This window comes from Allobosea sp. GW821-FHT10B12 (assembly GCF_059415545.1).
Genome location: NZ_JBWKNL010000005.1, coordinates 168,160 through 190,180 on the forward strand (window position 1 = coordinate 168,160; position 22,021 = coordinate 190,180).

At 67.6% G+C, this 22,021-nt stretch carries 22 protein-coding genes; 11 read left to right on the forward strand and 11 right to left on the reverse strand.

Features of this window, described 5'->3' with window-relative positions; genetic code table 11:
* Nucleotides 1–6: 6 nt before the first annotated feature.
* Entirely contained in the window at nucleotides 7–840 is an 834-nt protein-coding gene (locus AC07O0_RS18470) for an ABC transporter permease (protein WP_494625143.1), read from the reverse strand.
* Between the two features lie 20 nt (nucleotides 841–860).
* On the reverse strand, nucleotides 861–1,835 hold the full coding sequence (locus AC07O0_RS18475; RefSeq protein WP_494625144.1) for an aliphatic sulfonate ABC transporter substrate-binding protein: 975 nt from the start codon (nucleotides 1,833–1,835) through the stop codon (nucleotides 861–863).
* Between the two features lie 329 nt (nucleotides 1,836–2,164).
* Here AC07O0_RS18475 and AC07O0_RS18480 point away from each other — a divergent pair, with 329 nt between their 5' ends.
* The 3 genes from AC07O0_RS18480 to AC07O0_RS18490 all read left to right on the forward strand — a co-directional run bounded on the left by AC07O0_RS18480 (nucleotide 2,165) and on the right by AC07O0_RS18490 (nucleotide 6,286).
* On the forward strand, nucleotides 2,165–4,930 hold the full coding sequence (locus tag AC07O0_RS18480) for a [protein-PII] uridylyltransferase (RefSeq protein WP_494625452.1): 2,766 nt from the start codon (nucleotides 2,165–2,167) through the stop codon (nucleotides 4,928–4,930).
* Between the two features lie 96 nt (nucleotides 4,931–5,026).
* Nucleotides 5,027–5,650, forward strand: coding sequence for a nucleotide exchange factor GrpE (gene grpE / locus AC07O0_RS18485; protein WP_494625145.1), 624 nt, complete (start codon nucleotides 5,027–5,029; stop codon nucleotides 5,648–5,650).
* A 3-nt stretch (nucleotides 5,651–5,653) separates the two neighbouring features.
* On the forward strand, nucleotides 5,654–6,286 hold the full coding sequence (locus AC07O0_RS18490; protein WP_494625146.1) for a trimeric intracellular cation channel family protein: 633 nt from the start codon (nucleotides 5,654–5,656) through the stop codon (nucleotides 6,284–6,286).
* Between the two features lie 55 nt (nucleotides 6,287–6,341).
* Here the strand turns inward: AC07O0_RS18490 and AC07O0_RS18495 are convergent, their stop codons facing one another.
* The 3 genes from AC07O0_RS18495 to AC07O0_RS18505 form a co-directional block, all read right to left on the reverse strand.
* On the reverse strand, nucleotides 6,342–7,004 hold the full coding sequence (locus AC07O0_RS18495; RefSeq protein WP_494625147.1) for an alpha-ketoglutarate-dependent dioxygenase AlkB family protein: 663 nt from the start codon (nucleotides 7,002–7,004) through the stop codon (nucleotides 6,342–6,344).
* A gap of 8 nt (nucleotides 7,005–7,012) precedes the next feature.
* Nucleotides 7,013–7,819 carry a 4-hydroxy-tetrahydrodipicolinate reductase gene (dapB, locus tag AC07O0_RS18500; RefSeq protein ID WP_494625453.1) on the reverse strand — a complete coding sequence of 269 codons (807 nt, stop codon included), beginning with the start codon at nucleotides 7,817–7,819 and terminating at the stop codon, nucleotides 7,013–7,015.
* Nucleotides 7,820–7,962: 143 nt separating this feature from the next.
* On the reverse strand, nucleotides 7,963–8,934 hold the full coding sequence (locus tag AC07O0_RS18505; protein WP_494625148.1) for a TIM44-like domain-containing protein: 972 nt from the start codon (nucleotides 8,932–8,934) through the stop codon (nucleotides 7,963–7,965).
* A gap of 234 nt (nucleotides 8,935–9,168) precedes the next feature.
* On the opposite strand from AC07O0_RS18505, the gene AC07O0_RS18510 reads away from it, so the two are divergent.
* Nucleotides 9,169–9,426 (forward strand): hypothetical protein, encoded by a 258-nt coding sequence (locus tag AC07O0_RS18510; RefSeq protein WP_494625149.1) that lies wholly within the window; start codon nucleotides 9,169–9,171, stop codon nucleotides 9,424–9,426.
* Between the two features lie 463 nt (nucleotides 9,427–9,889).
* Here AC07O0_RS18510 and AC07O0_RS18515 read toward each other — a convergent pair whose 3' ends face one another.
* The 3 genes from AC07O0_RS18515 to AC07O0_RS18525 all read right to left on the reverse strand — a co-directional run bounded on the left by AC07O0_RS18515 (nucleotide 9,890) and on the right by AC07O0_RS18525 (nucleotide 12,743).
* Nucleotides 9,890–11,134 carry an amidase gene (locus tag AC07O0_RS18515; RefSeq protein WP_494625150.1) on the reverse strand — a complete coding sequence of 415 codons (1,245 nt, stop codon included), beginning with the start codon at nucleotides 11,132–11,134 and terminating at the stop codon, nucleotides 9,890–9,892.
* A 131-nt stretch (nucleotides 11,135–11,265) separates the two neighbouring features.
* Entirely contained in the window at nucleotides 11,266–12,045 is a 780-nt protein-coding gene (locus tag AC07O0_RS18520; protein WP_494625151.1) for an SDR family NAD(P)-dependent oxidoreductase, read from the reverse strand.
* On the reverse strand, nucleotides 12,045–12,743 hold the full coding sequence (locus tag AC07O0_RS18525; RefSeq protein ID WP_494625152.1) for a hypothetical protein: 699 nt from the start codon (nucleotides 12,741–12,743) through the stop codon (nucleotides 12,045–12,047). Before AC07O0_RS18525 ends, AC07O0_RS18520 begins: the two co-directional genes overlap by 1 nt.
* 120 nt (nucleotides 12,744–12,863) lie before the next feature.
* Between AC07O0_RS18525 and AC07O0_RS18530 the strand changes: the two genes are divergently transcribed.
* From AC07O0_RS18530 to AC07O0_RS18545, 4 genes are read left to right on the forward strand one after another with little or no spacing between them, the layout of a single operon-like run.
* A complete protein-coding gene (locus AC07O0_RS18530) occupies nucleotides 12,864–13,712 on the forward strand; it encodes an IclR family transcriptional regulator (RefSeq protein WP_494625153.1) in 849 nt (282 codons plus the stop codon).
* Nucleotides 13,709–14,515, forward strand: a complete 807-nt coding sequence (locus AC07O0_RS18535) for an ABC transporter permease (RefSeq protein WP_494625154.1) — start codon at nucleotides 13,709–13,711, stop codon at nucleotides 14,513–14,515. Before AC07O0_RS18530 ends, AC07O0_RS18535 begins: the two co-directional genes overlap by 4 nt.
* A 55-nt stretch (nucleotides 14,516–14,570) precedes the next feature.
* Nucleotides 14,571–15,563: an ABC transporter substrate-binding protein gene (locus tag AC07O0_RS18540; RefSeq protein ID WP_494625155.1), complete on the forward strand. Its 993-nt coding sequence runs from the start codon at nucleotides 14,571–14,573 to the stop codon at nucleotides 15,561–15,563.
* Between the two features lie 5 nt (nucleotides 15,564–15,568).
* A complete protein-coding gene (locus tag AC07O0_RS18545; protein ID WP_494625156.1) occupies nucleotides 15,569–16,342 on the forward strand; it encodes an ABC transporter ATP-binding protein in 774 nt (257 codons plus the stop codon).
* 110 nt (nucleotides 16,343–16,452) lie between these two features.
* Here AC07O0_RS18545 and AC07O0_RS18550 read toward each other — a convergent pair whose 3' ends face one another.
* On the reverse strand, nucleotides 16,453–17,160 hold the full coding sequence (locus tag AC07O0_RS18550; protein WP_494625157.1) for a glutathione S-transferase N-terminal domain-containing protein: 708 nt from the start codon (nucleotides 17,158–17,160) through the stop codon (nucleotides 16,453–16,455).
* Between the two features lie 219 nt (nucleotides 17,161–17,379).
* On the opposite strand from AC07O0_RS18550, the gene AC07O0_RS18555 reads away from it, so the two are divergent.
* Nucleotides 17,380–17,784 (forward strand): DUF2306 domain-containing protein, encoded by a 405-nt coding sequence (locus AC07O0_RS18555; protein ID WP_494625158.1) that lies wholly within the window; start codon nucleotides 17,380–17,382, stop codon nucleotides 17,782–17,784.
* Nucleotides 17,785–17,902: 118 nt separating this feature from the next.
* Entirely contained in the window at nucleotides 17,903–19,051 is a 1,149-nt protein-coding gene (locus AC07O0_RS18560; RefSeq protein WP_494625159.1) for an extensin-like domain-containing protein, read from the forward strand.
* A 57-nt stretch (nucleotides 19,052–19,108) separates the two neighbouring features.
* Here the strand turns inward: AC07O0_RS18560 and AC07O0_RS18565 are convergent, their stop codons facing one another.
* Complete coding sequence (locus AC07O0_RS18565; RefSeq protein WP_494625160.1) at nucleotides 19,109–19,807, reverse strand: alpha/beta hydrolase; 699 nt, start codon at nucleotides 19,805–19,807, stop codon at nucleotides 19,109–19,111.
* A 108-nt stretch (nucleotides 19,808–19,915) separates the two neighbouring features.
* Nucleotides 19,916–20,857, reverse strand: coding sequence for a penicillin-insensitive murein endopeptidase (gene mepA / locus AC07O0_RS18570; RefSeq protein ID WP_494625161.1), 942 nt, complete (start codon nucleotides 20,855–20,857; stop codon nucleotides 19,916–19,918).
* Nucleotides 20,858–20,997: 140 nt separating this feature from the next.
* Here mepA and AC07O0_RS18575 point away from each other — a divergent pair, with 140 nt between their 5' ends.
* The gene (locus AC07O0_RS18575; RefSeq protein ID WP_494625162.1) at nucleotides 20,998–21,981 is read left to right on the forward strand and encodes a Bug family tripartite tricarboxylate transporter substrate binding protein; all 984 of its coding nucleotides are present in this window, start codon (nucleotides 20,998–21,000) and stop codon (nucleotides 21,979–21,981) included.
* Nucleotides 21,982–22,021 lie beyond the last annotated feature (40 nt).

The window sequence follows — 22,021 nt, forward strand, 5'->3', positions numbered from 1 at the left end:
GCGCCCTCAGAGCCTGTCCCTGGCGGTGTCCTGCCAGGCGAGGAAGGGGCGCGTCAGCGCGAGCAGCAAGCCGTCGGCCAGCTTGCCGAGCACGGCGAAAGCGATGATTGCGGCGATGATGGTGTCGGGCCGGCCGAGCTGCTGGCCGTCGACCAGGAGGTAGCCGAGGCCCTCGCTCGCGCCCATGATCTCGGCGGCGACGACGAACATGAAGCCGAGGCCGAGGCCGCCACGCAATGCCGTGAACCAGTCGGGCAGGATCGCCGGCAGCAGCACGCGCCGGACCATGGCGAGCCGGCCGAGGCGGAAGACGCGGCCGACCTCGACGATCTTGCGGTCGATCGAGAGGATCGCGGCGGCGACGCCGAGATAGACCGGGAAGAAGACGCCGACCGCGATCAGCGCCACCTTCGAGGCCTCGAAGATACCGAACCAGAGGATGAAGAGCGGCACCCAGGCGATCGAGGGGATGGCGCGCAGGGCCTGCAAGGTCGGGTCGAGCAGGCCGCGCGCCAGCGGCAGGGCGCCGGTCAAGGCTCCCAAAGCCGTGCCGACGGCGGCGCCGATGCCGAAGCCGGCGCTGACGCGCCAGAGGGTCGCCGCCGCATGGGTCCAGAGCTCACCGCTGACGGCGAGCTGCCAGAGTGTTTTGCCGACCACGCTGGGCGGCGGCATCAATCGGCCATTGGCGAGCCCGGCCCGGACGAGGATTTCCCAGAGGATCGCGAGGACGACCGGCAGCAGAAAACCGGCGAGCCGCAGGCCGACGCGAGAAGCCGGCCGCGCAGACGGCGCGGCCGGCTTCTCGTCGATGGTGTCTGCGATCTCGATCGAAGTCATTGCGACGGGATCATGCCCGCTCAGTTGGTCGCGGCAAAGCGCTTGTCGATCAGCGCATCGACCGTCGCCTTGACGTCGGCAGTGGCAGGCAGGACGCCGGCCTGCTGCAGGGCCAGGCCCGCGGCGAGGATCGTTTCGGCTTGCCCCGCACCGATCGTGCTGTGGGTCAGTTCGGTGCGGGTGAGCTGGCGCTCGATCACCGCGTCGGAGAGCTTGGTCGCCTCGACCAGCGCCTTCCGGACCTCGGCCGGGTTGGCGAGGGCGATGGCGCGGGCCTCCTCATAGGCCTTGAGCACCTTGCGGACGAGCTCGGGGTTCTTCTCGGAAAACTCCTCGCGGACATTGAGCACGCCCCAGGTGTTGTCGGCAGCCTTGCGATGGAAGAGCCTGGCGCCCGCCTCGACCTCGGCAGCGGCCATCATCGGGTCGAGCCCGGCCCAAGCCTCGACATCGCCGCGCTCCAAAGCGAGCCGGCCGTCGGCATGCTGCAGCAGCACGAGCTTGACGTCCTTCTCGGTCAGGCCGGCCTCGGCCAGCGAGCGGACCAGGAAGATATGCGGATCGGTGCCGCGGGTGACGGCGACGCGCTTGCCCTTGAGATCGGCGACCTTGGTGACCTCGCTCTTGGCGCCGGTGACCAAAGCCGTCCATTCCGGCCGCGAATAGACATAGATCGACTTGATCGGATTGCCGTTGATCTTGGCGATCAGCGCGGCGGCGCCAGCGGTCGAGCCGAAATCGAGCGAGCCGGCATTGAGGAATTCGAGCGCCTTGTTCGAGCCGGCCGAGAACACCCAGCGCACCTTGATGCCATCGGCCTCCAAAGCCTTCTCGAGGATGCCGCGATCCTTCAGAACCAGGCTGACCGGATTGTAGGTGGCGTAGTCGACGCGGATTTCCTTCGGCGCCTGCGCCTGCGCGCTGCCGAAGGCGAGCAAGGCGGCAGCGAGGCCGGCGAGCACGGCACGGCGGGTCGGAAATGAGATGATCGGCATGGCGTTCCCCTTCGAAGACTTTGCGCGAAGGGATGAGGAGGCAATCAGCCTCCAGCGCCCCCGCTTTAGCTGCACTTGTTTCGCGCCCGCAAGCTGCTGGCTCAAATCGGCGCGTGTCCGATTGATAGGTTCGATCGTTCTCTTTGTCAAACAAGACGTCTACTGCTGTGAGATGCTCATTTTCACAATTCTTGTATGTTGAATTATGTTTCCGCGCCTGGCCCCGTTCGTGCTAGGGATCGCTGATCGCCGCGTCTGCCGAAAGTCTCGAAGAGCCTCGTTCAGTGCCGCCCTCCCCTGACAAGCCAGCACCCCGCCTCGCCGAGTTCATCGATAATCCCACAGCTGCGGTCGGCAGGTTGGCGCGGCCGTTCGGCAAAGGGGATCGCGACGGCCTACGAAGCGCCCTGATCAGTGCCCTGCGCGACAGCCTCGAAGAAGGGCGCCAGTCGGCACGAGAGATCCTAGCTCGCACCCGCAACGGCTTGTCTTGCGCCAAGCGGTTGTCCGGCGTGATGGACAGCGTGGTCGCCAGCCTGCATGCAGCGGCGACGCGGCACTTCTACCCGGTCGACAACCCATCCGCCGGCGAGCGCATCGCCGTCATCGCTGTCGGCGGCTATGGCCGCGGCACGCTGGCGCCGGGCTCCGACGTCGACCTGCTCTTCCTCTTCCCGGACAAGCAGACCGCCTGGGGCGAGAGCGTGGTCGAGGCGATGCTCTACCCGCTCTGGGACCTGAAGCTGAAGGTCGGGCATTCCGTGCGCTCGGTCGACGACTGCATCCGCGAGGGCCGGGCGGACATGACGATCCGCACCGCGCTGCTGGAGGCACGTCTGATCTGCGGCGACGCAGCGCTGTTCGCCGAGTTGCAGCGGCGCTACGGCACAGAGATCGCCGAGGGCACGGCCGCCGTCTTCACTGAGGCCAAGCTCGCCGAGCGCGAGACCCGCGTCGCCCGCGCCGGCTCCTCGCGCTATCTGGTCGAGCCAAACGTCAAGGACGGCAAGGGCGGCCTGCGCGACCTCAACACGCTGTTCTGGATCGCCAAGTACTCCTACCGCGTCGACGATTCCGCCGAGCTGGTCGAGGCCGGGCTGTTCGATGCGCGCGAGTTCGCGATGTTCCAGCGCTCGGAGGAATTCCTCTGGCGGGTGCGCTGCTGGCTGCATTTCATCACCGGGCGGGCCGAGGAGCGGCTCTCCTTCGATCTGCAGCGCCAGGTCGCGGCCGCGATCGGCTATGCCGGCCGCAGCGGCCAGGCGCCGGTCGAGCGCTTCATGAAGGCCTATTTCCTCGTCGCCAAGGATGTCGGCGACCTCACCGCCATCGTCTGCGCCGCGCTGGAGGCGCGCCAGCAGAAGCCGCGCGCCAGCCTGACCAACCTGATCGGCACCTTCACCAAGCGGCGGCGCGTGCGGGCGCTCGGCCATCCCGATTTCACCCTGCAGGGCCAGCGTCTCGCCGTGATCGACGACGAGGCCTTCAAGCGCGATCCGGTCAACCTCCTGCGGCTCTACGAGATCGCCAGCCGCGACGACCTCGCCATCCACCCCGACACCAGCCGGCTGGTGACGCAGTCGCTCCGGCTCGTCACGCCGCAATTGCGGCAGGACCGCGAGGCCAACCGCATCTTCCTGGAGATCCTGACGGCACGGCGCTCGCCGGAAGCGGTGCTGCGCCGGATGAACGAATCCGGATTGCTCGGCCGCTTCATCCCGGATTTCGGCCGCGTCGTCGCGATGATGCAGTTCAACATGTATCATCACTACACGGTCGACGAGCATCTGCTCCGCTCGATCGGCATCCTCGCCGAGATCGACGGCGGCAAGCTCGAAGCCGAGCATCCCCTGGCGAACTCGATCTTCGCGACGATCACCAACCGGCGCGCGCTCTATGTCGCGCTCTTTCTGCACGACATCGCCAAGGGCCGGCCGGAGGACCACTCGGTCGCCGGCGCCCGCATCGCCCGCAAGCTCTGCCCGCGGCTCGGCCTCACCGATGCGCAGACTGAGACGGTGGTCTGGCTGATCGAGAACCATCTGGTGATGTCGACCGTCGCCCAGAGCCGCGATCTCGGCGACCCCAAGACGATCGAGAGCTTCGCCGCCATCGTTCAGACGCTGGAGCGGCTGAAGCTCTTGCTGGTGCTCACCGTCGCCGACATCAAGGCGGTCGGACCCGGCGTCTGGAACGGCTGGAAAGGCCAGTTGCTGCGCACGCTCTATTACGAGACCGAGGTCGTGCTCGCCGGCGGCCATTCCGGCATCGAGCGCAAGGCCAGGGTCGAGCGCAAGCAGGAGGCGCTGGAGCTACGCCTCGGCGATTGGACTGAGGAAGAGCGGGCCGCCTATCTCGCCCGGCACTATCCGGCCTACTGGCTCAAGGTCGAGCCCGAGCGGCAGGAGCAGCATGCCCGCTTCCTGCGCGAGGCCGAGATCGCCGGCCGCACCACCGCGACACGGGTCGAGACCGACCAGTTCCGCGGCGTGACCGAGCTCACCGTGCTGGCGCCCGACCATCCGCGCCTGCTCGCCATCGTCACCGGCGCCTGTGCCGCAGCCGGCGGCAATATCGTCGACGCGCAGATCTTCACCACCACGGACGGGCTGGTGCTCGACACGATCTTCGTCTCGCGCGCCTTCGAGCGCGACGATGATGAACTGCGCCGGGCCGAGCGGATCGCCGCCGCGATCGAGCGCGCACTCAAGGGCGAGATCAAGATCGCCGATCTCGTCGCCCAGCGCCGCGCCCCGCCGCCGCGCGGCGGGACTTTCCAGGTCGCGCCCGAGGTCATCATCGACAATGTGCTGTCGTCACGGCACACGGTGCTGGAGGTCTCGGGCCTCGATCGACCCGGCCTGCTCTACGATCTCACCACCGCGATCGGGAAGCTCAACCTCAACATCGCCTCGGCCCATATCGCGACCTTCGGCGAGAAGGCGGTCGACGTCTTCTACGTCACCGACCTCACCGGGGCCAAGATCACCTCGACCGGACGGCAGTTGCTGGTCCGCCAGGCGCTGCTCGCCGTGTTCAATCTGGAGCTCGACAAGCCCGCCCCCGGCAAGAGCAAAGCCTTGGCTCGTGCTTGATTTCGCCCCGCCGAAGCCCGATATCGGCGGCGAAGCCGGTGTGCCCCAGAGGTGACGCCGCAATGATGCATGACGATCAACGATTGGGATGATGGAATGACGCAGAACCCTGCGAAGGACGATCCGAAGCCGGAAACCGAGAACCAGGACGTGGCCGAGACGACTGCGAGCGAGACGCAGGCGCCCGATCCGCTCGCCCTGGTCGAAGCCGAGCGCGACGACCTCAAGGACAAGCTGCTGCGCACCCTCGCCGAGATGGAGAATCTGCGCCGGCGCACCGAGCGCGAGATCGCCGACGCCAAGGCCTATGCGGTGACCAGCTTCGCCCGCGACCTGCTCGGCTCGGCCGATAATCTGCGCCGTGCGCTCGAAAGCGTGCCGGAGACGGCCCGCGCCACCGCCGACACTGCGCTGAATGCGGTGGTCGAGGGCGTCGAGCTGACCGAGCGCGAGCTGCTGAAGACGCTCGAGCGTCACGGCGTGCGCAAGATCGACCCGCAGGGCGAGAAGTTCGATCCGAACCTGCATCAGGCGATGTTCGAGGCGCCCGATGCTGCGATCGCCAAGGGGCTCGTCTCGAAGGTGGTACAGACCGGCTACAAGATCGGCGAGCGCGTGCTGCGCCCGGCGCTGGTCGGCGTCTCGGCCGGCGCGCCCAAGCCCGCCACCAACGGCTCGGAGAACCCGGCCGCGGATGCCGGCGACAAGCCGGCGAACTGACAGGTGCTCGAAGCTGCGGGCGTCGTCGTCTTCGCCCTGACCGGGGCGCTCGTCGCCGCCCGCAAGCGGATGGATCCGTTCGGCTTCATCCTGCTCGCCACCGTCACCGGTGTCGGTGGCGGCACGCTTCGCGACCTCCTGCTCAGCCGCGGCGTCGGCTGGGTGCAGGCGCCAGGTGACGTGTTCATCTGCACCGCAGTTGCACTCCTGGCGTGGAGCATCGCCTATCTGCAGCCCGGCCGGCTCGACGGCTGGGGGGCCAAGCGACTGTTGCTCTGGGCTGATGCTGCGGGCCTCGCACTCTTTGCGGTCGTCGGCACCCAGAAGGGCCTTGCGGCAGGTGTTCCGCCACTATCGGCGATCGCGCTGGGAGCGATGACCGCGACCTTCGGCGGCATCCTGCGCGACATTCTCGCCGGTGATCGGCCAATGGTCCTGTGGAGCCGCGACTTCTACGTGACAGCCGCTGCTACCGGCGCGGCGACGACTGCGCTACTGGCGCATTTGGGCGTCGTCCCCCTGTTGACGATGCTCGGCGGGCTCGCCGCCGGTTTTGGCCTGCGCGCCGGCTCGCTCCTGTTCGGCTGGTCGTTCCCGAGGCTGCCGGGCGACGACGCGTCGTCCCCGTCAGCCTGACGGCCTAGATCATCGCGCGTCCAAACGGACGCGGCTACGATGATCTATCACATTGTTATCGCATCGGATTCTTCCGAAAAGTGGATTCCACTTTTCGGTCCGATGCTATGGTCACCCGCCGCAAGGTCAAGTTGATCCGCCCGGCCTGCGGCAGCAGGTTCGACGAGCCCGCGAGGATGCGATCGATGCCGTGAAAAGCGAGCCGCGCCTCGCCGCCGAAGGCGAGCGCATCGCCCGAAGCCAGCTTCAGCGAGACCGTCTTGCCGCCACGACTGGTACCGCCGATGCGGAAGACGGCGGTATCGCCGAGCGAGAGCGACAGCACCGGCGCCTCGAATTCGTCCTCGTCGCGGTCCTGGTGGAGGCCCATCTTCGCGGTCGGCTCGTAGAAATTGACCAGGCAGGCTTCAGGCGGGTGCGGATAGCCCGCGAGCTCCTCCCAGGCGCGCAACAGCCGGGCGGGGATCGGCGGCCAGGGGGAACCGGTCTCGGGGTGCAGCGGCTGGTAGCGATAGCCGCGCTCGTCCGAGACCCAGCCGAGCGTGCCGCAATTGGTCATTTTGACGGAGAATGGTTTTCCGGTCTTCGGCATGCGCGGCACATAGAACGGCGCCCGCCGCGCCGCCTCGCGCAGCTCGATGACCAGCGCCGCCTGCTCGGCCGGATCGAGATAGCCCGGCCAATGCGTCACGCCCGGCGCGACGGCGAGCGCAGCCATCGCCGTGCTCAGAACTTGTCGAGGCCGAGCACATCGGCCATCGAATACAGCCCGGGCTTGCGGCCACGGCCCCAGAGCGCCGCCTTGACCGCGCCCTGCGCGAACAGGCTGCGATCCTCGGCGACATGGGCGAGCTCGAGCCGCTCGCCGGCGCCGGCGAAGATCACCTTGTGGTCGCCGACGACGGTACCGCCGCGCAAGGCTGCGAAACCGATCGTGCCGGGCTGGCGGGCGCCGACCTGGCCGTCGCGCACCGCGACGCGGGACTCGGCGAGATCGACGGCACGGCCCTGAGCCGCTGCCTCGCCGAGCAGGACGGCGGTGCCCGAGGGCGCGTCGACCTTCATGCGATGGTGCATCTCGACGATCTCGATGTCCCAGTCGGTGCCGAGCGTCGCCGCGACCTTGCGCACCAGCGCCGCCAGCAGGTTGACGCCGAGGCTCATATTGCCGGAGCGGATGATCGCGGCATGGCGCGAGGCGGCCTCGAGCTTGGCCAGATGCTGCGGCTCCATGCCGGTGGTGCCGGCAACGTGGACGATGCGGGCCTGGGCGGCGAGGCCGGCGAAGGCGACGGTGGCCTCGGGCGTTGTGAAGTCGAGCACGCCCTCGGCCTCGACGAAGGCGGCGAGCGCATCGTCGCTGACCAGAACACCGCTGGCGGGCAGGCCGGCGAGCACGGCGGCATCCTGGCCGAGCGCAGGTGAGCCCGGGCGCTCGATCGCAGCGGAGAGCACGCAGCCGGGCGTATCGTGGATCGCTTTGACCAGCGTGCGGCCCATCCGGCCGGCGGCGCCGACGACGACGAGACGCATGTCGCTCATGGTGAAGCTCCAGATAGCCAAGGCAGGCGCCGGACGCCGACGCTAGAAATGCCTATAGGGCGCTTCTAAGCCGGCCGAAACGAAAAACGGCCGGGCAAAGCCCGGCCGTGCAGATTTCGGGTGTCGTCGCCGGCTTAGTCGACCGGCTGGATCGCAGCGACCTTCCACTCGCCGCCGCGCGAGCGCACGAAGGTCCAGTGCTCGGTGACCTCGCGCGGGATGGTGGCATGGCCTTCGACGACCTTGCCGCCATTGCGCTCGACCATGGCGGTGAGCAGACTGAAGCGCATCGCGACGGTGGCGTATTCGTAGCCGTCCTCGCGCCAGGATTCGGCGAGGTCGCCCTGCAGGAGCTTGACCTCGGCAGCCTTCTCGATCAGGCCCTTGCGGGCGTTATCGGCGAACTCGTCTTCGAGCGCGCCCGAGATTTCCGGCGTGGTGATCTGGCGCAGGCGCGCGATGTTCTCGTCGGAGATCGCGGCCTGGACCTCGGAGAGCAGGCGCTCGAAGGCGCCGTAGTCGGCTCCCTGCAGCTCGAACTCGACCGGCTTGGCGGCAGCAGCCGCGGCAGCACCGCCGCCGAGACCGCCCATGGCCGAAGCAGCCGGCTGCGGCTGATAGGCCTCGCGACCGAGCGGGCCACCGGCGCTGGCGAGTTGCGGCTCGCTGCGGCGACGGAACAGGCGCAGCGCCAGCCAGATCAGGCCACCGATCAGCGCGACCTGGAAGAGCAGGCCGAGCATGCCGGCGAGACCGCCGAAACCGGCGCCCGAGAGCAGGCCGAACAGGCCCGCGCCGAGCAGACCGCCGGCGACGCCCATCATCAGGCTGCGCGCCATGGACGGGCGAGCCGCCTGCGCGGCGGCACCCGCCGCAGCGCCAGCAGCCGGCGTGGCGGCCGACGGGCCGGGCGCCTGGGTCGGGCTGCGCTGGAACGAGGAGCCCGGCGCGGTCGGCGTCGGAGCGACCTGCGACTGGCTGCGCGAGCCGCGGCTACCCATGCTGCGGCCGCCCGGGGCGGCCTCGGCGATGATCGGCACCAGCAGAAGAGCGCCAGCGATGAGGGCGATTGCACGGCCACGACGGGCGAGCGAAATCAGTGACATGGTTCCTCCCGGAGCCGGGATCGGCTCACTGGACCCGGAATATGGTCGGGTCGTACGACTTTCGCAAGGAGGGGGCAGCCTCCAACCTTCGACGAACGCGCCCTGACAATATTGGGTTGCCGGCTTCAATATGCTATCGTTTCCGCATCGTTACGCTGATCAGGCGAACGACAGGAGCAAGCCATGGTCCGATGCCCTCGGAGGCTACCCTGCTCTGGTGCCGCAACACTGCTGTTGTCGGTTCTCTCTACGACGATGCTATTACTGTCCTCGCCCCCCGCCCTGGCGCAGGAGCGGGCTGTCGCCTTCGACAAGCCGCGTCTGGCACAGGCGCCCGAGCCCTACTGCTTCTGCTGGAACGACGGCAAGAAGATCGCGGAGGGCAGCATGGCCTGCATCCGCACCACCCAAGGCCGCCGCCTGGCCACCTGCGGGCGCGTCATCAACATGATGTCCTGGGAAGTGACCGAGAACCCCTGCCCCGAAAGCTGAGCGATCCTGGGGGCTCTAAAGGAAAAGCGCCGCAGGGCCTCTCCCGCGACGCTTCCCAATTGGCTTGTGGTCCTTCGACTTGAGACTGACTTCCCCGTCAGAACGCTCCGATCACGATCGCCAGAACCAGCGCAAATGCCGCACCCATGGCCAACCGGTCGAGACTTAGCGCGAGGTTCATGTGAACCCTCCTTTGTCATTGACCTGACATGGAAGCTAGCAGAAACGGCGGCCGCTGCAAGTGGCTGCGTCGCCGCAGCCGGCACCACACCAGAGAAGCGTACTTAATCAGCGGTTAAAGCATTGAACTGCTTTGTGGATAGTCCCGAACAAGACCTTCTCGACAGAGGTTATTAGTATTCCAAAGTGCAGTATAAATCCTTGCCGCCACAATCAAGTCGGAGTTGTTGCAGCGCAATATTGTCCCACGCGGGACCAGCGCCCAGATCTTGCCGAGTTGTCGTCATGCCGGCATCAGGATCAGGCGCTCGAGCGCACGCGCCACGGCGATGACGCGGGCATCGTCCCCGAAACGCCCGACCAGCTGAAAGGAGACCGGCAGCCCACGCGGACCACGCATCAACGGCACGGTCAGACAGGGCGTGCCGAGCAGCGTCCAGAGCCGGTTGAACTTGGAATCGCCGGTGGAGGCGAGCGTCTCCGGCGCCTCGCCCGGAGCGGCATAGGTCAGCACCAGATCGACCTCGCCGAGCCAGCGCTCCGCGACCTGCCGTCCACGCCGGGCGTTGGCGCGGGCTACGTCATAGTCCTGCGGCGTGGTGGCGCGGGCCTCGTCGAGATAGGCGCGTAGCTTCGGCGGCAGGTCGTCGCGATGACGGGCATATTCCCAGGCGAGCGCCTGCGTCGCCTCCCAGTTCTGTAGCGGCCCATGAGCGTGGAAGGTCTCGGCGAGTTCGGCCGGCGCCGCAACGTCCAGAACGGTCGCTCCGCCCTTGCGGGCGAAATCGGCGATACGCTGCAGCGCTCCCTCGCAGGACGGCTCCGGCTTGTCGGTGAATTCCTGCCGGCACAGGCCGAGCTTCAGCCCCTCCAGCGCAGCCTCGGGCGCGTCGAGATCGGCGCGCCCGGTCAAGGCCGCCAAAGCGAAGCCGAGATCGTCGGCGCTCGCCGCCATCAGGCCGAGCGTGTCGAGCGACCAGGAGAAGGGCTTCACCCCGACTGTCGGCAGAAGTCCGTAGGACGGCTTGATCGCGGCGACGCCGCAATAAGCGGCGGGCCGGATCACCGAGCCGCCGGTCTGTGTTCCTATCGCGAGCGGGACGAGACTGGCTGCAACCGCCGCCGCTGAGCCGGCCGAGGAGCCGCCGGGGCTGGCCGAGGGATCGTGCGGGTTACGGGTCGGCGCAGGATCGAGGAAGGCGAAGGCCGTGGTCTGGGTCTTGCCCGCAACGGTCGCGCCCGCCGCCTTCAGCGCCATGACGACCGGCGCATCGGTCTTCGGTTGATAGTCGTCATAGATTGCCGAGCCCATGCCGGTCGGCAGATCGGCGGTGTCGATGATGTCCTTGACGCCGACGGCCACGCCGGAGAGCGGGCCCTCGCCGGCCGTGAGCCTCTCGGGCCGAGCGGCGAAGGCCTGAAGATCGCCATCCCGCTCGTCGATTCGCCGCTCACTGTCGGCAAGGGCAGCCAGGGCGGATACCTCGCCATTGGCGACGCGGCGAGCGATATCGCGAACCGAAAGCATGAGCCTGTCCCTGGAATGCCTGGCCGAGCGGCCGATGCGGCCATGCTGGCACAGGCCCTGCGTATGAAGGAAGCCGGGAACAGGCCGTTGCAGGCGGGGTATGCAGCCGGCGCGCCGCGACGGCGCGCAACTCAATAGGTCGCGCGGCCGCCCGAAAGGTCGAAGATGCCGCCGGTCGAGAAGGAGCAGTCGTCGGAGGACAGCCAGAGCACCAGCCGGGCCAACTCCGGCACCTCGACGAAGCGTCCCATCGGGATGCGCGACAGGATATCGGCGCGACGCTCGGCCGAGATTTCCCTCGCCATCGCCGTCTCGGCAGCGGCCGGCGTCACCGCGGTGACGATGATACCCTCCTTCGCCGTCTCCTTGGCGACGCTCTTGGTCAGCGCGATCAGCCCGGCCTTCGAGGCGGAATAGGCGGCGGCCATCGCCATGCCTTCCTTGCCCTGGATCGAGGCGATGTTGACGACATGACCGCGCAGCGGGTGACCGTCTGGCGAGCGTCGTGGCTCCTGGCGCAGCATCCGGCCGACGACGGCCCGTGTGACCAGATAGGCGCCGAACAGGTTGACCTGCAGCACGCGCTGGAAATTCTCCGGCGTCGTCTCCCAGATCGGCTTCACCTCTCCGAGCACGCCAGCGTTGTTGATCAGGATGTCGATGCGGCCATGGGCCGAGATCGCAGCATCGGACGCCGCCTCGACGGCGTTGAGGTCGCGAATATCGAGCTGGCGCTGGCTGGCCCGGCGCCCGAGCTCGGCCACGGTCTGCGCCAGGCCATCGGCATCCTGGTCCCAGAGCTCGACACTGGCGCCGGCCCCAATCAACGCATTGGCAATGCCGCGGCCGAGACCACCGGCACCGCCGGTGATCACCGCATGGCGGCCGGAGAGATCGTAACGCGTGCTCATCAGCCGGCACTCCAGGCGGTCTTGGTCCGGGTGACCTGGTGGCGGTAGAGGCCGAGCGAGAACGGCCCCTCTCCGCCGAGAGCCTTGAGCTCCGCGGCGTCGAGTTCCGCCTTGGCCAGGGCGATGAAGTCTGCCTCGTCACCCCAGCCTTCGACCAGCAGCACCCAGCGCGGCACGGCGTTGGCGACGCCGCGCACCTTCTGCTCGGCGGTCGCGACGCCACTAGCCTGCGGATCCGACACCAGCAGATGGACGCCGGCGACGCCACGCATGGCGAGCAGATCCGGCACCAGCCCGCGCAGCAGTGCCGCCTGATGGGCCGAAGCGATGTTGTCAGGCACATCATAGCGCAGGGTCGCGATCAGCCCACCCTGGGCCGGCCCGCTGGTGTGGGCGACGCGGCAGATCGCGCGCGCCACCGAGCGGAAATGCTTCACGGCCGAAACCGTCCAGGGCGTCGGCGCGTTGACCCTGGCCGTATAGTCCTGCCCTTTCAGGACCTCGACGGTCTGCGCCTCATAGAGGTTGAAGAATTCGAGATCGGCGTCGATCGCGACATAGCGACGCCCGCGCAGGAAACCGGGAATGCCGACCCGCTCCGGCATGTGCTCCTCGCCATGCCAGGCATAGAACTCCGCCCTGCCTTCCGGCGCGATGTCGTGCCAGATCGCGACCGCACCCTCACCTGCCAGGCTCATCGTCCCCTCCACCAGGCTCATCCAGCGCGGCGCGTTGACTCGGCCTCGCCCTATCTCTATACGAAAATGAAATCCAAATTGGAAATGATTTCCAATTCTAATCGAGACAGGGCGGAACGAGTGACGATCGCGGCGGTCGAGCGTGCATTCAAGCTGCTGGAGGCGCTGGCCGGCGAGGCCGACGGCGCCGACCTGACCGTGCTCGCCGAGCGGCTCGACCTGCCGGTCAGCGCGACCCATCGGCTGCTCGCAAGCCTCGCCGAACGCGGCTTCGTCACGCAGGACCCGCAATCGGGCGCCTATGGGCTGACGCTGAAGCTGTCGCAGCTCGCCTTCCGCAATCTCGATTTGCGCGGCCTGCCCGATGCCGGACAGATCGTCCTTGACGCGCTCGCCCGCGCTACTCGCGAATATTGCCGCCTCGCCGTGGTCGAGGGCGAGAGCCTGACTTGGATCGCCCGTGCGCAGGGCGCCACCGCCGGGCTGCGCTATGAACCGCCGATGGGGATGGGCATCGTCCTGCACGCCACCGCCACCGGCAAGGCCTGGCTCGCCTCGCTGCCGGAGCAGGAAGCGCTGCGCATCGTCTGCGCGCGCGGCTTCGACGCGGAGGGCCAGACCGGCCCGAACGCACTGGGCGACGTCGACGCCCTGCGCCGGCATCTCGGCGAGACGCGCAGCCGCGGTTACGCGCTCGCTGTCGAAGAGGGAGAGATTGGCACCGTTGCCATGGCGACGACCTTCCGCGCCGGGCCCGATGCGGGCGCACCGATCGCCGGCACCCTCAGCGTCGCCGGGCCATTGCCACGCATGCATGAGGCGCGCCGGAGCGAGGTCGCAGCGGCGCTCGCCACCGCTGCAAGGGAGATGGCGGCGATCTGGCCGCTGAGGCGGCGACAGATCGGCGCCCGCCCCGCCGTTTCGACCGAGGCGCCCGCACGGGTGGCGCCGACAGAGACATCAGCATGAGCAGCGACACTGCAACCACCGCGGCCACGCCGTCAGCCTCCGGCAAGGCCGCCGCCTGGGTCTCGGCCATCGCCTGGCCGCTGGCGAGCTTCGCGGTGCTGCTGATCGCCTGGCAGCTGCTGGTGCCGATGGCGGGCATCCCCGAATACATCCTGCCGGTGCCGAGCGCCTTCTTCGAGCGCCTCTGGCTCGATCGCGCCGACATCTTCCGACACACGCTGGTGACGGCGAACGAGATCGTGCTCGGCTTCCTGATGGCGGCGGTGATCTCGATCCCGCTCGGCTACATCATCGTCTCGGTCAAACTGCTGGAGAAGGCGATCTATCCGGTGATCGTCTTCTTCCAGCTCGTGCCGAAGATCGCGATCGCGCCGCTCTTCGTCGTCTGGTTCGGCTTCGGCCTGTTCCCGAAGGTGCTGCTGACCTTCCTGCTCTGCTTCTTCCCGACGCTGGTTGCGAGCATGACGGGCTTCCGGGCGCTGGACGAGCGCGTGCTCTATCTGACCCGCTCGATGGGTGCCTCGGCCTGGCAGACCTTCCGCTATGTCCGGGTGCCGGCGGCGCTGACCTATATCTTCTCCGGCCTCAAGGTCTCGGCCGTGTTCGCAGCGACGGGCGCCATCGTCGGCGAGTTCGTCGGCGCCAATGCCGGCCTCGGCTATCTCCTGCTGCGCGGAACGAGCTTCCTCGACATGCCGCTGATCTTCGCCTGCCTGGTGGCGCTTTCGGCCGTCGGCATCCTGTTCAGCTACCTCGTCGACGGGCTCGAAATGCTGCTGATGCCCTGGCAGCGCAAGGGCTGAAGACCAAAGACGCGACCGTCAATCCGGGCAAACCGGAACCACAGGGAGAACGACCATGCTGAGAAGGACATTGCTCACCGCAGCAGCGATACTGGCGCTCGGTACGAGTGGCGCGCTCGCCCAGGCTGGCGGCAAGCCGATGAAGATCACGCTGAACTTCCTCGCCGCCGCGCCCAATGCCGGCTTCATGATGGCCAAGCAGATGGGCCTCTACGAGAAGGCCGGCATCAACCTGACGATCGAGGAAGGCAAGGGCTCGGGCACGACCGCGCAGATGGTCGCGACCGGGCAGACCGATGTCGGCTTCGCCGATGCGCCCGCCGCGATGCAGCTGCGCACCAAGGGCGCCCCGGTGAAGATCGTCGCGCCGGTGCTGCAGACCAACGGCTTTGCCATCATCGCGCTCGAGGACAGCGGCATCGCCTCGCCCAAGGATCTCATCGGCAAGAAGCTCGCGGTCCAGCCCGGCACGGCCCAGACCACGCTGCTCGACGCGATCCTCGCCAGCAACGGCATCGACAAGGGCAAGGTCGACGTCATCAACATCGATCCCGGCGCCTTTGTCGGCGCGCTGCTGGAGAAGAAGGTCGACGCCATCCTCGGCGGCGCCGACTTCCACTCGGTGCAGATCCGCGAGCGCGGCTTCAAGGTGCGCGACATCTTCTACCGCGATGTCGGCGTGCCGACCGTCGGGCTCTCGATCATCGCCCGCGACGACAAGATCAAGGCCGATGCCGAGCTCTACAAGAAGTTCATCGAGGCGAGCCTGCAGGGTTGGGACGCCGCCCGCAAGAACCCCGACGCGGCCGCCGACGCAGTCGTCGCGCAGTTTCCCTCGGTGAAGAAGGCGCAGGTGCTGGCGCAGTTCGACGTGGTCAACAAGCTGCTCTGCGCCCCCGGCGCCGCCTCGCTCGGCAAGGTGCCTGAGAAGAACTGGAGCGTGAGCTTCGACCTGCTGACGCAGTATCTCGGCCTGCCCAAGGACAAACCGATCAGCGACTACTACACCACCGAGCTGCTGCCGGCCTCGGCGCCGGCCTGCTCGTGAGCGCCATGGCCGCCAGCGCCGCTGCCTCGATCGAGGGGCGCGGCATCGTCAAGAGCTTCGGCGGCTTCACGGCCGTCGACGGTTTGACACTCGACATCCGGAGCGGCGAGTTCGTCAGCCTGATCGGCCCCTCCGGCTGCGGCAAGAGCACGTTCATGCTGATGGCGGCGGGGCTGATCCCGACCAGCGGCGGCGAGCTGCTGGTCAACGGCAAGAGGCTGACCGAGCCGCTGACCGATATCGGCATCGTCTTCCAGGACCACCTGCTGCTGGAATTCCGAACAGCACTCGAAAACGTCATGCTGCAGGCCGAGATCCGTGGCCTGCCGCTGGCGCCGGCCAGGGAGCGGGCGCTTGAGCTCTTCGCCAAGCTCGGCATCAGCCATGCCGCCGACCGCTATCCGAAGCAGCTCTCCGGCGGCATGCGCCAGCGCGTCTCGATCGCCCGCGCGCTGATCCACAACCCGTCGGTGCTGATGATGGACGAGCCCTTCGGCGCGCTCGATGCGATCACGCGCACGCAGATCCGGCACGATCTCGAAATGCTCTGGCTGGAGACGGCCAAGACAGTGGTCTTCATCACCCATTCGATCGAAGAGGCGATCGGCCTCTCCGACCGGGTGCTGGTGATGTCGCCGACACCGGGCAGGGTCGTCGACGAGATCAAGATCGAGTTGCCACGGCCGCGGCCGGCGCATCTCGGCGACTATCCGAGCTTCAACGCCTATGCCGACCGCATCCACGATGCGTTCAGGCGGTTTGGGGTGATCAAGTATTGACCGCACCGTCATGCTCGCCGTTGTGGCGAGCATCCACGTCTTGAACACCCTGCTTGGTGAAGGAAGACGTGGATGGTCGGGACAAGCCCGACCATGACGATGTAGCGCCCTCAACCCGGCCGCTTCGGGATGTCCAGCCCGCGCTGCACGGCCGGACGCGCCAGGCCGCGCTCCAGCCATTTCGGAACGAGCTTGAGCTTGTCGTAGTCGACCAGTTCGCCGGCGCCGTAGAAGCCGACGAGATTGCGGACCCAGCCGAGCGTCGCGATGTCGGCGATGGTGAACTCGTCGCCCATCAGCCAGTCGCCCCCGGCAAGCCGGGTCTCGAGCACGCCGAGCAGGCGCTTGCTCTCGTTGGCGTAGCGGTCGCGCGGGCGCTTGTCCTCGTATTCGCGACCGGCGAACTTATGGAAGAAGCCGACCTGGCCGAACATCGGGCCGATCGCCGCCATCTGGAAGAAGACCCATTGCAGGGTCTCGTAGCGGCGGGCCGGATCGGTCGGCAGGAACTTGCCGGCCTTGTCGGCGAGATAGACCAGGATCGCACCGGATTCGAACAGGCCGAAAGGCTTGCCGCCGGGGCCGTTGGGATCGATGATCGCCGGGATCTTGCCATTCGGGTTGAGCGAGAGGAATTCCGGCGTCCAGCTCTCATTCTTGCCGATATCGATCAGGTGCGGCTCATAGGGGATGCCGGTCTCCTCCAGCATGATCGAGACTTTCACGCCATTGGGCGTCGGCAGCGAATAGAGCTGCAGCCGGTCGGGATGCTGGGCCGGCCAGCGCTGTGTAATCGCGAAAGCGGAGAGATCGGACATCGAGAGACTTCCTCGGATGGCGGGCGTGAAGCCGGCGTTGCCTGGCGTGCCCTGTCGGCGGGACGCCGATGGCGCGGGGCCATGACGTTGCGGCGTAAGTTGGAGTGCAGCTCCCATCGGCGCAACTGCGCGGACCTTGCGCAAACGCCAACTGGCTTACGCAGGATTCACATCTCGACGCTATGCTCGACATCGTAGTCCCCCCGCGAGGACATCGCGATGACGCTCGCCCCCTTGTTCGCCGCGCCGGCCATCATGCAGCTACACGCGCTGGCGGCGCTGATCTCGCTTGCGGCGGGCCTCACCGTCCTCGCCATGCGCAAGGGCACGGCGCGCCATCGTCTCGTCGGCTGGATCTTCGTGATCGGGATGGCCGTGACAGCGGCGAGCTCGGCTTTCATCACCAGCAATGGCCGCTACAGCGCGATCCATCTGCTCAGCGTGCTGACGATCGTCAACCTGCCCTATGCCATCATCATGCGCCGGCGCGGCAACATCGTCGCCCATCGCTCCGCCATGCTCTGGCTCTTCGCCGGACTGGCCGTGGCCGGCGCCTTCACCCTGATGCCGGGCCGCGTGATGAACAAGGTCGCCTTCGGCACCGTCGCGGCGGCAACACCTTAACGCCGCACCGGCAGCGTTAACCCCGGCTTAACGCCATCGGCAAAGTTAATCCCGTCGTGGCTTCCAGGACGCAGCCGGTCAACAAACCGTTCACCCAACGCCTCGCATTTGATCTGTCATGCGTCGCGTTCATCTCACTCTCATCGCGCTCGGCGTCATCGGCGTCGGCCTTGCCGGCTGCGGCAAGTTCCAGAAGCCGCAGCGCGCCGCCTGGCGTGATCAGGCCGAAGCCCAGTGCCTGGCCTCGCGCCAGGTACAGCTCTCGGCCTATGTCAGTCTGCGCGAGAAGGCGATCGACGGTCCCGGCACCTGCGGCATGGAGAAGCCGCTGCGCGTCGCGGCCTTCGCCAATGGCAGCGTCGCCCTGACCAGCAATGCGACACTGGCCTGCCCCGTCGTCGCGACCACCGACAAATGGTTCACCGAGGTGGTGCAGCCGGCAGCGATGAACGTGCTCGGCGCCCAGGTGATCGAAATCCGTGCCGGCTCCTATTCCTGCCGCGCCATGAACAACGGCACCGGCACCAGCCGCACCTCCGAACATGCCTTCGGCAATGCCGTCGACGTGTTCTCCTTCCGGCTGAACGACAATCGCGTCGTCACCGTCAAGGACGGCTGGCGCGGCTCGCCCGAGGAGCAGGCCTTCCTGCGCGAGATCTTCGTCGGCGCCTGCGAGCATTTCTCGACGGTGCTCGGCCCCGGCGCCGACGCCTTCCACTACGACCATTTCCACATCGACCTGGCGCGCCACTCGAAAGGCCGGCACATCTGCAAGCCGGTGATCAAATACGAGCCCAACTACAACCTGCCGCCGCCGGACCCGGCGCGGCCAAACAGCATGGCGCTGCAACAACATGAGCCGGCGACGCGCCAGGGCCTGCCACCGCCGATGGTGGCGGGCGGCTCGGGCGGGCTGCTGCGCCAGCCGAGCGGCGGCCTGCGTCCGCCGGGCGCCGTCGATGGCGGCTACTCCGTCGCCCATCGCGCCGGCCAAGGCGGACTGGAAGGCCAGCGGCGCTATCTCGAAGAGGCGCCGCAGCAAACAAGCCCGCGCTATCAGCCGCAGCCGATGCCGAGCGACATGCGCGGGCCGTTGCAGCTGCCGGGCTCGGTGCCGCCGACCGAGGAGCTGATCGTCGGCGACGAGGAGGGCAACGGCATCCTCGACGGCGCGCAGCCGGGCGAATCCGAGCCGCCGATCAACCCGCGCAACGACCCGTTCGCCTATCGGCCGCAAGGCCAGCAGACCGGATCGATCCGGCGGTAAGAAAATGGCGGGAATCCGCAGAGGAGCCCCGCCACCGCCTTTCAAGCTGCTTGCCTCTCAGGCCTTGGCGACCTCCCGGGCGGCCTCGTCGATCAGCCCGGCCACTTCTCCCGCCCGCGAGGCCAGGGAGGCGTGGCTGGCATCGAGCGTCAGGATGCGCCGCGGCTTCATCCGCTCGGACATGCGGTACTGGTTGTCCGGATGGATCATCCGGTCGTCGGTCGAGAGCTGGTACCAGCAAGGCTTCTTCTTCCAGGCCGGAACCGTGATCGTATCGCCGAAGGTGCTGGCCAGCGGCGCCTTCTGGGCGACCGACATGGCGAGGGCCTCGTCGGCGCTCAGGTCCTGGCAGAAGCTCTCGTGGAACCTGTCGTAGTTGATCCAGAGATAGCCATCGCTGTCCGGCGCCAGATTGGCGATCGCAGCCGGCGGAGTCTGCTGGCTGATACCGCCGGGGCTCTCTCCGGCATCCGGCGCGAAGGCGGCGATATAGACGAGACCCACGACATTCGGCAGGTCGCCCGCCTCGGTGATGACGGCGCCGCCATAGGAGTGGCCGACGAGCAGGACCGGCCCCGCCTGCTGCTTCACCATCTTGCGGGTGCGCTCGGCATCATCGGCGAGCGAGGTCAGCGGCATCTCGACGGCGCGCAAATCGGCATGGCCCTTACGGGCCAGTTCGACGATGACCTTGCTCCAATGCGCGGCCCCACCCCAGAAGCCGTGGACGAGTACGATGGTCGGATTACCACTCATTGCGCTCTCCCCTGATCACCAGCTTGGCCGTACGCGACGCAACATGCGTCGCGTACGGCCAAGCTGAAGAACCACTATGACAGAGGAAATGTGGGCCGCACTATCGCTCTAGCGTGACACCAGCACCTGCCGGCACTCCGCTGGCAAGGCGTCGAGCGACATGGGCGGCTTGGGTTTCGGCTTCGGGCCAGGCTTCGGCTTGGGTGGGTTGAAGATCGCCTGATGCTGGCGCTCGATCCAGCCGGAGAGCTCCTCGCCGCAGCCATCGCCGAAATTGGGAGGCTCCTGGCCGGCGCAGCCCTCGACGCCGGGTGGGCAGCTCATCCTGATGTGGAAATGATAGTTGTGCCCCCACATCGGCCGGACCTTGCCGAGCCAGCTCCGGTCGGAGCCGGCCTCACGGCAGAGCGCGACCTTGAGTGCCGGGTTGACGAAGATGCGCTCAACGCGCGGCTCGCTCGCCGCTGCCTTGATCAGGCGGGTATGGGCCGGCGTCCAGTTCTTCGGGTCGACGTCGCGCCAGTCGGCGCGGGCCATGTTGGTCGCGGCCATGTTCTCGCGGTCGTCGCTGTCGACGCGCTTGCGCGGCATCGGAGTCAGCCAGACATCGGCATCGAGACCGATCTGATGCGAGGCGTGGCCCGTCAGCATCGGGCCGCCGCGCGGCTGCGAGAGATCGCCGACGAGAAGCCCGGACCAGCCGGTGATCTTCGGTACCTCGCGGGCAAAGCGCTCGAGGAAGGAGATCAGCTCGGGGTGGCCCCAGTTGCGGTTGCGGGCGAGCCGCATGACCTGCCAGTTCTCGCCATCGACCGGCAGAGCGGTCGCGCCCGCCAGGCAGCCCTTCGCATAAGAGCCGATAGCGCGCGCTTTCAAGGCCGAAGGCGTGGTCTTCTGGCCGAACAGCGCGCGGGCCGCATCGGGATAGGCTGCGATATTGGCGGCGCGGGTCTTCGCCTCCGCCTCGGCAGTGGACTGCGCATGCGCGGCCCCGGCTGCGGCCAGCATCGGCAGGAGAATCAGGGGGACGAAGCGGCGAAGCAGCTGCATGGAGGAAGAATCGCAGGCAGCCCGCCGGCAGGTCAAGCCGGTGCGCAGCGGCCGGGCTGGACGGGAACAGGCTCAGCCGGCATGTTGCAGCGCAAAGAACGGGCGGCAAGCCAGACGAATAGCGGAGGAGACACCGGATGATGAACCGTTTTACCCTTGATCGCCGCGCGCTGCTCGGCGGCCTCGGCGCCTCGCTCGCCCTGCCGGCCGCCGGTCACGCGCAAGGCGCCTGGCCGCAGGGGCGCACACCAAAGCTGGTCGTGCCGTTCACGCCCGGCGGCGCCACCGACATCCTCGGCCGGCTGGTCGCCGAGAAGGTCGGGCAGGCACTCGGGGCGACCTTCGTGGTCGAGAACCGGGCCGGCGCCGGCGGCAATATCGGCGTCGAGGCAGTGGCGCGCTCCGAACCAAACGGCGATACGCTGCTGATCGTCTCGGTCGGTCTCGTCGCCAATCCGGCGCTCTACGCCAAGGTCAACTACGATCCGCTCACCGATTTTGCGCCGATCACCATGGTCGCGCTGGTGCCGAACCTGCTCGTCGTCAGCCCGACCCTCAAGGTCAAGGATACCGCCGAGCTGATCGCCTATGGCAAGGCCAATCCAGGCAAGCTGACCTATGCCTCCTCCGGCGTCGGCACCTCGATCCACCTCGCCGGCGAACTCTTCCAGAAGCTGACCGGGATCAAGATGGTGCATGTGCCCTATCGCGGCTCGGCCCAGGCGATGCAGGACCTGATCGGCGGGCGCGTCGACCTGATGTTCGACAACATCACGCCGGCGCTGCCGCAGGTCCGCGCCGGCACGGTTCGCGCCTTCGGCGTCACCACGGCACAGCGCGCGCCGACCGCCTCCGAATTTCCGCCGATCAACGACCTCGTGCCGGGCTTCGACGTCTCCTCCTGGTTTGCGTTGTTCGCGCCGGCGAAGACGCCGCAGGCGATCATCGACCGGCTCCAGGCCGAGACCAAGGCCGCGATCGCCGACCCGATCGTGCGCGGCAAGATGGACCAGCTCGCGGCCCAGCCGGTCGGCAATACGCCATCCGAGCTCGCAGCCTTCGTCCGGGCCGAGCAGACGAAATGGGTCGGGCTGATCCGCGAAGTCGGCATCAAGGCGGAGTGACCTCAGGGAACCTACCTTTCGCGCCCGACGTTCTTGGAAC